This is a genomic window from Microtetraspora sp. NBRC 13810, assembly GCF_030268685.1.
Taxonomy (GTDB): Bacteria; Actinomycetota; Actinomycetes; order Streptosporangiales; family Streptosporangiaceae; genus BSRQ01.
Genome location: NZ_BSRQ01000002.1, coordinates 442,005 through 454,586, shown reverse-complemented (window position 1 = coordinate 454,586; position 12,582 = coordinate 442,005). Strand labels below are relative to the sequence as shown.

10 protein-coding genes and 1 tRNA gene are annotated in these 12,582 nt (G+C 71.9%); 7 read left to right on the top strand and 4 right to left on the bottom strand.

Annotation, left to right across the window (positions count from 1 at the left end; all coding sequences use genetic code 11):
- Positions 1-115 precede the first annotated feature (115 nt).
- A complete protein-coding gene (locus QSK26_RS05830; protein WP_502888670.1) occupies positions 116-877 on the top strand; it encodes an alpha/beta hydrolase in 762 nt (253 codons plus the stop codon).
- Between the two features lie 77 nt (positions 878-954).
- The gene (pta, locus tag QSK26_RS05825; RefSeq protein ID WP_285773920.1) at positions 955-2,979 is read left to right on the top strand and encodes a phosphate acetyltransferase; all 2,025 of its coding nucleotides are present in this window, start codon (positions 955-957) and stop codon (positions 2,977-2,979) included.
- A 249-nt stretch (positions 2,980-3,228) separates the two neighbouring features.
- On the opposite strand, the gene QSK26_RS05820 is transcribed toward pta, so the two are convergent.
- Positions 3,229-4,665: an aldehyde dehydrogenase gene (locus tag QSK26_RS05820; RefSeq protein ID WP_285773919.1), complete on the bottom strand. Its 1,437-nt coding sequence runs from the start codon at positions 4,663-4,665 to the stop codon at positions 3,229-3,231.
- Positions 4,666-4,953: 288 nt separating this feature from the next.
- On the opposite strand from QSK26_RS05820, the gene QSK26_RS05815 reads away from it, so the two are divergent.
- The 3 genes from QSK26_RS05815 (at position 4,954) to fusA (ending at position 8,391) form a co-directional block, all read left to right on the top strand.
- Positions 4,954-5,865, top strand: coding sequence for a coiled-coil domain-containing protein (locus tag QSK26_RS05815; RefSeq protein ID WP_285773918.1), 912 nt, complete (start codon positions 4,954-4,956; stop codon positions 5,863-5,865).
- A gap of 150 nt (positions 5,866-6,015) precedes the next feature.
- Positions 6,016-6,096: transfer RNA gene (locus QSK26_RS05810), tRNA-Gly, on the top strand.
- 255 nt (positions 6,097-6,351) lie between these two features.
- Positions 6,352-8,391: an elongation factor G gene (gene fusA / locus QSK26_RS05805; protein ID WP_285773917.1), complete on the top strand. Its 2,040-nt coding sequence runs from the start codon at positions 6,352-6,354 to the stop codon at positions 8,389-8,391.
- Between the two features lie 44 nt (positions 8,392-8,435).
- Here fusA and QSK26_RS05800 read toward each other — a convergent pair whose 3' ends face one another.
- Positions 8,436-9,743: a GH1 family beta-glucosidase gene (locus QSK26_RS05800; RefSeq protein ID WP_285773916.1), complete on the bottom strand. Its 1,308-nt coding sequence runs from the start codon at positions 9,741-9,743 to the stop codon at positions 8,436-8,438.
- A gap of 71 nt (positions 9,744-9,814) precedes the next feature.
- Here QSK26_RS05800 and QSK26_RS05795 point away from each other — a divergent pair, with 71 nt between their 5' ends.
- Complete coding sequence (locus QSK26_RS05795; RefSeq protein ID WP_285773915.1) at positions 9,815-10,447, top strand: TetR/AcrR family transcriptional regulator; 633 nt, start codon at positions 9,815-9,817, stop codon at positions 10,445-10,447.
- A 91-nt stretch (positions 10,448-10,538) separates the two neighbouring features.
- Positions 10,539-10,910, top strand: a complete 372-nt coding sequence (locus QSK26_RS05790) for a MerR family transcriptional regulator (protein ID WP_502888669.1) — start codon at positions 10,539-10,541, stop codon at positions 10,908-10,910.
- A gap of 174 nt (positions 10,911-11,084) precedes the next feature.
- Here the strand turns inward: QSK26_RS05790 and QSK26_RS05785 are convergent, their stop codons facing one another.
- The gene (locus QSK26_RS05785) at positions 11,085-12,161 is read right to left on the bottom strand and encodes a hypothetical protein (protein WP_285773913.1); all 1,077 of its coding nucleotides are present in this window, start codon (positions 12,159-12,161) and stop codon (positions 11,085-11,087) included.
- Entirely contained in the window at positions 12,161-12,481 is a 321-nt protein-coding gene (locus tag QSK26_RS05780) for a hypothetical protein (RefSeq protein WP_285773912.1), read from the bottom strand. The genes QSK26_RS05785 and QSK26_RS05780 overlap by 1 nt, the downstream gene beginning before the upstream one ends.
- Between the last annotated feature and the right edge of the window lie 101 nt (positions 12,482-12,582).

The following is a 12,582-nucleotide window of genomic DNA, read 5'->3' as shown; positions in this document are numbered from 1 at the left end:
GGAGTCTCGCTCTGCGATCGTGGGGCCGCCGCCGGACTGTGCGGCGGGACCATTTTAATTGATCCACATTGACCCCGCCGACCTGCGCCGACGACGCCCACGTAGGCTCGTGCCCATGCCTCTCGCTCCGCATTTTCCGGTGACGCTGCGTACCAAGGACGGCATCCGCCTCGACGCGGTGCACACGCCGGCGCGCGGCGGCGGCGAGGTCGGCATCGTGGTCGGGCACGGGTTCACCGGCGGCTGGCGGGAGCGCACCACCCGGCGCATCGCCCACGTGCTCAGCGGCTTCGGCGGCGTGATCTGCTTCGACTTCCGCGGCCACGGCAGGTCCACCGGCCTGACCACCGTGGGCGACCTGGAGGTCCTCGACCTGGACGCCGCCGTACGGCACGCCAAGGTCACCGGTTACCCGAGGGTGGCCGTGGTGGGCTTCTCGATGGGCGGGGCGGTCGCCGTACGGCACGCGGGGCTGCACGGGGGCGTGGACGCCGTGGTGGCGGTGAGCGCGCCGGCCCGCTGGTACTACCGGGGCACCAGGCCGATGCGGCAGGTGCACTGGGCGATCGAGCGGCCGTTCGGCCGGTTCGCCGCGCGGGTGGTCAAGCGGACCAGGATCACCACGAGCCCGTGGGACCCGATCCCCATCCCGCCGCACGAGGCCGCCGCGCTCATCTCGCCCGTCCCGCTGCTCGTGGTGCACGGCGACGCCGACACGTTCTTCCCGCTGGAGCACGCCCACCAGCTCTACCAGGGCGCCCAGCAGCCCAAGGAACTCTGGGTGGAGCCGGGCTTCGGGCACGCCGAGACGGCGGCGACCCCGGAGCTCATCCGGCGAATCGGGCGTTGGATCAGGACAACCCTTACCGACACTTGATCGATGCGGACACTTCCCACCAAGTCGTCCGGGTGATCCTGAAGGTGGTCAATCCTTGACTGCGCGGGGGAACGCCGATGCGAAGCATCTATGTGGCGGGACTCGGCCGGGGGCACGGCCGGCAGCTCATCGAGCTAGGCATGATGGAGCTGCTGTCCAGGCGGGCCGAGCGAGTGGGGGTATATCGGACGATCACCTCGTCCGAGGACGGAGGTCCTGATCGAAACGTCGAGCTGATCCGCAGCCGCTACCGGCTCGCCGGGTACGGCATCGGTGCGACGGCGCAGGACGCCGCGCAGGCCCACCCGGACGAGCTGATCGCCCGTCTGGCCAAGGGCTGCCAGGACACCGGCGACGGCTGCGACGCGATGCTGGTGCTCGGCGACGCGCGGCGGGACGCGGCGTTCAACGCGCGCCTGGCGGCCGAGCTGGACGCCCCGGTGGTCGTGGTGGCCGGTGGGCGCGGCAGACGCGCCGACGAGACCGCGAGCGCGCTGCGCGAGGCGTGGGAGGTCTTCACCGGGCACGGCTGCACGGTGCTGGCGTTGATCGCCAACCGGATGCCGCAGAACGTGCCGGTCGATCCGCAGGCGCCCGTGCGCTGCTTCGTCATCCCGGAGAAGCCGTCGCTGGCCGCGCCCACGGTGCGACAGGTCGCGGCGGCGGCCAGGGCCACCCTGGTGCAGGGCGGCGACGACGGCATGCAGCGCGACGTGCTGGGCTTCGTGTTCGGCGGGGCGACGCTGCCGGTGTTCCTCGACCACCTGAAGGACGGCGACATGGTGGTCACGCCGGGGGACCGGGCCGACGTGCTGCTCGGCTCGCTGGCCTCGGACTCGGCCCAGGTGGTCCGCCCGGCGGGGGTGATGCTCACGCTCGGCGAGAAGCCCGCGTCGAACGTGCGCGCCCTCACCGCCCGGCTGGCCCCCGAGATGCCGGTGCTGTCGGCCGGCGGGGACAGCTTCTCGGTCGCCGCCCTGCTGGCCGGTCTGGAGGGACGGATCACGCCGGGCGACCACCGCAAGATCGAGGCCGCGCTCGGCCACTTCGCCGCGCACGTGGACGCGGACACACTGGCCGGTCACATCGAGCCCGCCCGGTCCGAGCGGATCACCTCCAAGATGTTCGAGCACATGCTCGTCGAACGGGGAAGGGCCGGCCGCAGGCACATCGTGCTGCCCGAGGGCCAGGAGGAACGGGTGCTGCGCGCCGCCGACCTGGTGGTCCGGCGCGGCATCGCCGAGCTGACCCTGCTCGGCCCGGTCGAGCCGATCCGCCGCCGCATCTACGCGCTCGACCTGGCGCTGCACGACGTCCGGGTGATCGACCCGCTCTCCTCGCCGCTCACCAGCACGTTCGCCGACCGGTACGCGCTGCTGCACGAGGACGAGGGCATGACGACCAGGAGGGCCGCCGACCTGCTCGGCGACCACGACTTCTTCGGCGCCATGATGGTCAGCAGCGGCATGGCGCACGGCATGGTGTCCGGGGTGACGCACACCACGGCGGCCACGCTCACGCCGGCGTTCCAGCTCATCAGGCCGGCGGGGGGACGCACCGCGGTCTCCACGGTGGTCTTCGCCTGCCTGGCGGACCGGGTGGTGCTCTTCGGCGACTGCTCGATGATCCCGGAGCCGGACGCCTCCCAACTGGCCGACATCGCGATCACGTCCGCCCGTACGGCGGAGCGGTTCGGGATCGAGCCGGTGGTCGCGATGCTCTCCTACTCCAGCGGCCCGGCGGGCGCGGGCGGCGACGTCGAGCGGGTGCGCCAGGCGGCCGAGATCGCCCGCCGCCGCGCGCCCGGGCTGCTGGTCGAGGGCCCGATGGGGTACGACGCGGCGATCGATCCGGACGCGCCGCCCGGGGCGGCGGCCGAGTCGCCGGTCGCCGGACGGGCCACGGTCCTGATATTTCCGGACCTGGAGATCTGCGAGAGCGCCTGCAAGGCCGTCCGCGCCTTCCCCGAGGCGATGGCCCTGGGGCCGGTGGTCCAGGGTCTCCGCCAGCCGGTCAACGACCTGCCCAGGGACGCGACCGTGGACGACATCGTCAACATGATCGCGGTCACCGGCATCCAGGCCCAGGGGATCGAGCTCTGAGGTTCCACGGAGGCGGCGGAAAATTTTCTTCGCCGCCTCCGAACTTCTGACGGACAGGGCGCGTCTACTTTCAGCGGATGGAACGAATCCACTGGGATATGTCCATTACCGGCGAAGCCGCTCGTACGCGGTGCCGGAGGACATCCTCGGTGGTGCCGGCAGCCCGGCGTCGCGGGGGCACGCGGGGAGGGGCGCCGGCCCGTCCACCCGCGGCGCGCGGAGCCACCGGCTCCGCGCGCCGCTCGCATCTCATCCCAGCCGGGCGATCGACTTGTACTCCAGGTAAGCGGCCAGCCCCTCGGGACCCAGCTCACGGCCGAGGCCGCTGGCCTTGTAACCGCCGAAGGGCACCCCGGCGTCCAGCGTGTTCATCATGTTCACGCCGTAGGTGCCGGCCCGGACCTGGCGGGCGATGTCCATGCCGTGCTCGGCGTCCGCCGTCCAGACCGAGCCGGCCAGGCCGTACTCGCTGTCGTTGGCGATCCGTACGGCGTCGGCCTCGTCCTCGTAGGGGATCACGGTGAGGACCGGGCCGAAGATCTCCTCACGGGCGATGCGCATGTCGTTGGTGGCGCCGGCGAAGACGGTCGGCGTGACGTACCAGCCGCGGTCGAAGGGCCGGCCGAGGCCGCCGACGACCGGCTTGGCGCCCTCGTCGATGCCGATCCTGATGTAGCCCTCGACCCGCTCCTGCTGGCGCTTGGCGACCAGCGGCCCGATGCCGGTGCCGGGGTCGGCGGGGTCGCCCACGACCTGCCCGGTCACCATCTCGCCGATCGCCTGGACCACCTCGTCGTACCTGCCGCGCGAGGCGAGGATGCGGGTCTGGGCCACGCACGCCTGGCCGTTGTTCATCAGTGACGCCATGGAGAGGAAGCCCATCGCCGAGGGCAGGTCGCAGTCGTCCAGGATGATCGCCGCGGACTTGCCGCCCAGTTCCAGGCTGCACCGCTTGAGCTGCTCGCCGCAGATGGCCGCGATGCGGCGGCCGGCCGCGGTGGACCCGGTGAAGGCGACCTTGTCGACGCCGGGGTGGGAGACCAGGTGCTCGCCCGCCTCGCGGCCGGCGGCCACGATGTTCACCACGCCCGCGGGGACGCCCGCCCGCGCGACGAGGTCGGCGAGCAGGTAGGAGTCGAGCGGCGTCTCGGGCGCGGGCTTGACCACCACGGTGCACCCGGCGATCAGGGCCGGGGCCAGCTTGGTCATGATGACGAACTGCGGCACGTTCCACGGCACGACGGCCGCGACCACGCCGACCGGCTCCCTGCGCACGGTGACCGGGCCGAACAGGCCGGGACGCTGGTCCTCCACCTCGAAGGCGCTTCCCAGCTCGGCGAAGTAGCGCAGCATGCCGAGCGGCTGCGGAGCCTGGGCGAGCTGGGAGAACGTGATGGGGGAGCCCATCTCGGCGGTGATCAGCTCGGCCATCTCGGCCTGGTGCTCGCCGTACAGCTCGGCCAGCCTGCCGACCACGGCGGCCCGCTCGGCCATGGTCATCCTGGGCCACGGGCCGTGGTCGAACGCCTCGCGGGCCGCGGCCACCGCGCGGTCCATGTCGGCGGGGGTGCCGTCCGGCACCCGCCCGACCACCTCTTCCGTGTGCGGGGAGATCACGTCGATCGTCGCGGTGCCCGCGGGGGCGACCCAGTCGCCCCCGATGAACAGCCGGTCGTGCTGGATCATGTCTCCTCCTGGTCGGGCGGGGGGTGTCTTGAACTAGTGCTTGGTTGTTTCGGTCAGTCTCCGCCCGGGTGCGAGAGCCGCACAAGGGCCGGATCCGCCAGTCACAGAATCATGTTCTACCAACGCGAATGCAAGTAGGCATTTTCCGCTTAGCCTTCTATCTCGTCACATCCGGGAGAAACTTCATTAAGAGTGCATGGGTTCCATCATTCGGGTGACAGGCGCCAAGATCTCCTTCTATAGTTCCGTGCGACCAGGCCGCACCAGTGGGGGCAGAGGGAGGGACGCGTGAGAGCAGGCCGCCCCGCAGCCCTGGCGCTCGCCCTCGCCGCCGTGCTGCTGTCCCCCACCCTCGCCGGCGCGTCCGCCGCGCAGCGGGCCAAGCCCACCCCGCAGGCCGAGCTGGACAAGCTCACCAAGCAGGCCGCCTCGCTCAACAAGCGCTACCGCGGCCAGGTGCAGAGCCTGGAGGACGTCCGCGTCCAGGCCAAGAAGGCCACCGACCGCGTCGCGAAGGTCCAGCGCACCCTCAGGGCCGCCGAGCGCGAGGTGACGACCTACGCGCAGACCACGTACATGGGCGGCACCCTCGACTCCGCCAGGCTCCTCGGCCTCGGCACCGACACCGGCTCCGTTCTCGGCACCGCCGCCACGATGTCCCACCTCGCCGGCGAGCGCGCCCGCAAGCTGGAGCAGATCAGGCTCCTCGTCGAGGAGTCGGAGAAGGCCAAGAAGGAAGCCGACGGCAAGATCGAGGAGCTGAAGGACGAGATCGCCACGCTCAAGTCCAAGCGCCGCGACATCGAGAAGCTCCTCGCCAAGTACGGCTTCCAGACCCCCGGCGGCACCGACGGCCTGACCTCCCGGATGGTCTCCGTGCGCAACCTGGTGCTCGGCAGCTACCCCATGCCCTACGGGTACGGCTGCCTGCGCCCCGGCGATCCCGGCGACCACGGCAGCGGCCGGGCCTGCGACTTCATGCTGAGCGCCGGCGGCCGCATGCCCGGCGCCGTCGACATGGAACGCGGCGACGCCCTCGCCCAGTGGGCCATCGACAACGGCGCCCGCGTCGGCGTCATGTACATCATCTGGAAACAGCGCTACTACGACGTCCGCACCGGCACCGGCTGGCGTCCCATGTCCGACCGCGGCGGCATCACCGCGAACCACTGGGACCACGTCCACGTCTCGGTCTTCTAACCGCCGGTGAGACGGACCGGTCTTTTCGGCCGGTGAGAACGGCCCGGTTCGCCGGTTCCCCGGTTCCCCGGTTCGTCGGTTCGTCGGTCGCCGGTCGCCGGGAAAACGGGGTGAGGCCGCGGGTTCGGTTTCGGTAGCCTCGGGCTCATCGCTCTCGTGGTCCAGCGGCCGAGGACACACACGCCCACCGCGGTGGGGTGGCGGGCGCCGGTTCGAATCCGGCCGGGAGCACTGCGCGGAGAGCGCGCCTGTGACGAGTGAGGGGAGCCGGTCGTGCGTTATCGCATCGCTGTCGTCATCCCCCCGTCGCGGTATGAGGTGATTCTGGTGTCTTCGTCGCTGCCCGGCGCCGGCTGCGCGGCCGGCGCGGGACGTCCGTGACGAACCCCTGACTCTGTCGCCCGGTGCCGTACCGGGATTCACGCCTGCCGTTCTGTCAGGGAATCGCGCTGTCCTGTCACCAGCGTCCTGAAAGGACATGGGACCGTGCGTGTCAACGTGCATCTCGACAACCCGCTGACCGGCGTCCGCAACCTGGGCATCCTCGCCCACGTCGACGCCGGCAAGACCACCGTCACCGAACGGATCCTCCACGTCACCGGCGCCACCCGCAGACAGGGCGAGGTGCACGAGGGGACGACCGTCACCGACTTCGACCCCCAGGAGCGCGATCGTGGGATCACCATCTTCGCCGCGGCGGTGAGCTGCGCCTGGGACGGCCACCGGATCAATCTGATCGACACCCCGGGCCACGTGGACTTCTCCGACGAGGTGGAGCGCGCGCTGCGGGTGCTCGACGGCGCGGTCGCGGTCTTCGACGCCGTCGCCGGGGTCGAGCCGCAGAGCGAGGCGGTGTGGCGGCAGGCCGACCGGCACGGCGTGCCGCGGATCGCCTTCGTCAACAAGCTGGACCGGGCCGGCGCCGACCTCGACACGGCCGTCGCGTCGATCCGCGACCGGTTGGGCGTGGTCCCGCTGGTGGTCCAGCTGCCGATCGGACGGGAGGACGGGTTCACCGGCGTGGTGGATCTGCTGCGGATGCGGTCCCTGGTCTGGGCCGCAGGGCGTGGCGGCTTGGAGGAGGGGCCGGTGCCGGAGGACCTGCGGGAGGAGGCGGAGCGGCGGCGCCGGCTGCTTGAGGAGACGGTGGCCGAGCTGCATCCGGGCGCGCTGGAGGAGTACTGCGCGGAGCCGGCGATCTCCGGGCCGACTCTGGCCGCCGCGCTGCGCGACCTGACCCTCGGCGGTGAGGGCGTGGTGGTGCTGTGCGGGTCGGCCTACCGCGACCGCGGGATCGAGCCGCTGCTGGACGCCGTGGTCGCCTACCTGCCCTCGCCGGCGGACATGCCGCCGGTATCCGGCGGGCACGACGGCGAGGTGCGGGAGCGCGCCGCCGACCCGGCGGCGCCGTTCGCCGCGCTCGTGTTCAAGGTGAACTCGACCGCCACCGGGCGGCTGACCTACCTGCGGGTGTACTCGGGAACGATGCGGAAGGGAGACGTCGTGCTGGACGCGGGCGCCGGGCGCACCGAGCGGATCAGCCGCGTCCTGCGGGTGCAGGCCGACCGGCACACCGAGGTGGACCTGGCGGCGGCCGGGGACATCGTCGCGGTGGCCGGGCCGAAGGCGGCCCGCACCGGCGCCACGCTGTGCGCGCCGGCCGCGCCGCTGGTCCTCGAACGGCCGGCCGTGGCCGATCCGGTGGTCTCCGTGGCGGTCGAGGCGCGCCGGAGCACCGACGCCGACCGGCTGGCGGCGGCGCTGGCCCGGCTGGTCGAGGAGGATCCGTCGACGGCGGTCCGGACCCACCCGGAGACCGGTCAGACGCTGCTGTCCGGGATGGGGGAGCTGCATCTGGAGGTCGCGGTGGAGAAGATCCGCCGGGTCCACGGGCTGGACGTCGGCATCGGCCGGCCCCAGGTGACCTACCGGGAGACGGTGGTCCGGGGCGTGTCCGGGCTGCTGTACCGGCACGTCAAGCAGGACGGCGGCGCCGGCCAGTTCGCCCATGTGGTGCTCGACGTCGAACCGCTGGCGGAGGGCTTCGTGTTCGGCTCGGCCGTCGTCGGCGGCCGGGTGCCGCAGGAGTACGTCCGGGCGGTGGCGGCGGGCTGCCGGAGCGCGCTGGCCGAGGGTCCCCTCGGCGGCCATCCGGTGACCGGTCTGCGGGTCACGCTGACCGACGGGGCGACCCATCCCAAGGACTCCTCGGAGATGGCGTTCCGCGCGGCCGGCCGGTTCGCGCTGCGCGAGGCGCTGCGGGCCTGCGTGATGGCGTTGCTGGAACCGGTGGCCGAGGTCACGGTCACCGTGCCGGAGGACGCCGTCGGCGGGGTGCTGGGCGACCTGGCGGCCCGGCGTGGCCGGGTCTCGGCCTCGGAGGCGCGGCAGGGCACGACGATGATCACCGCCACCGTGCCGCTGGCAGAGCTGTTCGGCTACGCGACCCGGCTGCGCAGCCGTACCCGGGGCCGCGGCACGTTCACCACCCGCCCGGCCGGCTACGCCCCCGCGCCGCCCCGGTGACCCACGGAGACCGGCCCGCCCGCACCCCGGGCGGGCCGGGCTGGTCAGCGGCCTGCTATGTGGCGCTTCAGCCAGTGGTAGGACGCCTTCGGAGTACGCCGCCCGCTGGCGAAGTCGACGTGCACCAGGCCGAACCGCTGGGTGAAACCCTCGGCCCACTCGAAGTTGTCGAGCAGCGACCAGACGTAGTAGCCGCGCACGTCCACCCCCTGCGCCATGGCGGCGTCCACCGCCTGGATGTGCGCGTCGAGGTAGTCGATCCGGTCGAGGTCCTCGACCACGCCGTCCGCGCCGGGGACGTCGGGGTAGGAGCAGCCGTTCTCGGTGACGTAGATCGGCGGCAGTTTCTCGCCGTACCCCTCCTTGAGGGAGACGAGCAGCTCGCGCAGGCCGTCGGGGACGACCGGCCAGCCGAAACCGGTGCGCGGGTGGCCGGTGAGCTCGGCGGCCTCGAACGGCAGCCCGGCCGCGGGGCCGGCGGCGGCGATCAGGGTGGGGTTGTAGTAGTTGACGCCCAGGCCGTCGAGCGGGGCGGCGATGACGTCCAGGTCGCCGTCCAGGACGAAGGGCATCGAGGACACGCCGAGCCCCGACATGTCGGGATAGGAGCCGGTCAGCACGGGGTCGTTGAACAGCCGGTTGTGCAGGGTGTCGTAGGCGCCGGCGGCGGCCAGGTCGGCGGGGGAGTCCGAGGCGGGCCGCACCGGGGTGCAGTTGTTGGTGATCAGCACCTGCCCCGCGCCGTGCGCGCGCAGCGCCTGTACGGCGAGGCCGTGGCCGAGCAACTGGTGGTGGGCGGCGGGCAGGGCGTCGATGAGCAGCGTCCGGCCGGGCGCGTGCAGGCCGAGCGCGTAGCCGTACGCCATGTGCACGAACGGCTCGTTGAGCGTGATCCACAGCCCCACCCGGTCGCTGAGTCGATCAGCCACCTTGGCCGCATATTCTGCGAAATATCCGGATGTGTTGCGGTTGAGCCAGCCGCCCTCGTCCTCCAGCGCCTGCGGCAGGTCCCAGTGGAACAGCGTCGCCGCCGGCACGATCCCGCACTCGCACAGGGCGTCCACGAGCCGGTCGTAGAAGTCAAGGCCGGCCCGGTTGACCGCGCCGCGCCCGTCCGGCTGGATCCGCGGCCAGGAGAGGGAGAAGCGGTAGGAGTCGGCGCCGAGGTCGGCCAGCAGCGCGACGTCCTCGGTCCACCGGTGGTAGTGGTCACAGGCCAGGTCGCCGGTCTGACCGTCCTTGATCCTGCCCGGCTGGTGGCTGAAGGTGTCCCAGATGGACGGACCCTTGCCGTCCGCCGTGGCGGCGCCCTCGATCTGGTAGGAGGCGGTGGCCGTTCCCCAGAGGAACATGGGCGGTCTCCCGTGTTGTGAGTATTACTCATGTTAGCGCCCGGCCTTCTGGGCGAGCGCATGATGGAAGGATGGCGAACGGAGAGACGCTGCGTCGACGTCCGGCTCAACGCCGCAGCGTGGAACGCGTCGAGCGGATGCTGGACGAGTGCGCCCGGTTGCTGGACGAGGTGGGACTCGACGCGCTGACCACCAAGGAGGTGGCGCGCCGCGCCGGGGTCCCGATCGGCACCTTCTACCAGTTCTTCCCCGACAAGCAGGGGCTGGTGCGGGCGCTCGCGGCACGCAGCCTGGAACTGCTCCTCGCCAGGTTCATCGCCCGGCTGGCCGAGGCGGACGCGGCGCACTGGACGGACGTGACCGACCTCGGGATCGACGAGTTCGCCGCGATGAAACGCGACACGCCGGGATTCGGCGCCATCGACCTCGGCGCCGCGCTCGGCGACGATCCGGTGACCAGGGCCGGGGAGCGGCTGTTCGAGGCGGTGCGGGAGCAGGACGCGGCGGTGGCCGACCGGCTGCGGGCGCTCCTCGGCGGCCCGGCCGGCGCCGACCTCGACCGCGCGCTGCTCGTCACCGTCGAGGCGGCCGGAGCCGTGCTGAAGTTCGCCTTCCGTGCCGCCCCCGAGGGCGACCCCGCCCTGATCGAGGAGTGCAAACGGCTGGCCCGCCGCTACCTCGCCGACCGTCTCCCCCAGGTCTAGGGCATGGTCTAGGGCTCCCCGAGCACCTTGACCTGGAGCCGACTCCAGGTGAGATCCTCGCCTTATGAGTGTGTACACACCAGGACAAGTGGTGGAGGAAACCGGCTTCAGTCTGGACACGTTGCGCTACTACGAGCGCATCGGCCTGCTGGAACCGATCAACCGCAACGCGGCGGGGCAACGGCGGTTCACCGAACACGACCTCGGCTGGCTCGGCATGGTCAGGTGCCTGCGCGACACCGGGATGCCGATCGCCGAGATGCTGAGATTCGCGCAGCTGACCAGGGACGGCGAGCACACGATCGCCGACCGCATCGAACTGCTGGCCGAGCACGACCGGCGGGTCGAGGCACAGGTGGCCCTGCTGCGGCAACAGCAGACGGCGATCCAGTACAAGATCGACTGGTATCGCGGCGTCCTGAGCCTGACCGCCGGCCAGAACGAGTCCGCCACCATGCCCTGACGCCCGCCCCTCCGACCGGGGCCGTCCACCGGCACGCCGCCTGCCGAGCCCCGCCCCGGCGCGCGGCCACCTCACCGGCGCGCGGAGAACTCTCCGCCCGCCGCGGACGCGGCCGGATCGGCCGTCGCCGGCAGGCTGGGTACCAGGTACTGCCGGCAGGCTGGGTGCCAGGTACTAAGGAAGGTGGGCGAAATAGGTCCTGGTCTCGCCGAGCCACCCCTTCTTTCCGTCGAGGTCGTCCAGCGCCTGGCCGATCTCGTCGTCCAGGAACCGGCGCTGCCTGCGGAAGTGGGCGGCCTCGTCACCGAGCTGCCCGAACCGGGTGGCCTGGGCGGCGTCCATGCCCGGTGAACCGGTGAGCTGCCCGGCTCTGATGTGGCGCTCGGCTTCCATCAGCTCCGCCGGGAGCCCGGCGACTCCCTCCCGCTCCCTGCCGGCCGCGCGCAGCAGTGCCACGTCGTCGCTCGCGCCGAGTTCGGCCAGGGCGCGCTGCTGACGCGGGGGGAGAAGGACGTGGTCCGGCAGGGACACGTCGAACATATGGTTGTCCAGCCGCCGTCGGGCGTAGGCGGATCCCTCGTACGCGAGGTCTTGCTCCCACCTCGCATTCGCCTCTTTCCGCACAGTTCGCACCGCATGCTCCAAGGGCTTCGCCACGCGGCGCAGCGCCGCCTCGTCCGTCTCCAGCTTGGCCCGTGTCCGGGCCAGTGACGCGACGGCCGCCTGATAGCTCTCCTGGGCGGTGGGCGCGGACCGTGGTTTCCGCAGCGGCTGGGTGAGACCTCTGAACATCTGGCCGATCTTCCGCATGCCGGTCCGCAGCAAGCTGATGACCCGGGTGACCATGCCGCCCAGCCTGCTGAGGATCGCGGCGCGCCAGGCGGGATTGGCCAGCGTCCCCACCGCGAGCCCGCCGCCGTACGCGGCGATCAGGTCCAGGTGCGACCGGACCCAGGTGTGCAGGTCGCCGGCGACCCGCAGCACGCCGCCCGCGATGTGGCCCTGCCTGGCCAGGCTCTCCGCCTGGCTGAGGACTCCGCCGGCTCCCGAGACGCGTTCGCTCGCCGCGTGGGCCGCCGGGCCGGTGTTCGCGGCGGCCAGTCGCTGGACGGACCCGCCGTCGGAGGCGATCTGCCGCTGCACCCCGGCGGATCCCTCCCAGGACGAGGCCGCCGGGGCGACACCGGGCACGTCCGGCATCCGCGTCAGGCCCATCAGCCGGTAACCGCTGTCCACCAGCACGTCGCCCATCAGGCCTCCATGACATGGGCGATGCCCGTGACGTTGGCGGTCTCGGCGGTGACGTCGTTGTCCGCCATGACCATCTGTCCCGCACCGGTGAAGCCGAGCTGCGCGGTCACCTCGTCCCAGGTCTCCATGAACGCGGAGAGGCACTCGAAGTAGGGACCGGCGACCTCTTCATGGGGCACCGGGGACTCTCCGTCGAGATGGCCGCCCATCTGCGTCCTGTACTGCGCGTGTTCCTCCGCCAGGCGTCGCAGGCCGCGCCCCGCGGCGTGGCTGCCCGCGGCGTCGATGACCTGGGCGTCGACCTGGGCGTCGTCCGTCATCCGTCGACTCCCCGTCCAGCGTGGCGTCGCCTTCCCGGCACTTCTCCGGCAGCCATTCGGAAACCTCCCGAACCGCATCGATCTCGTAGGTCATGGTTCAT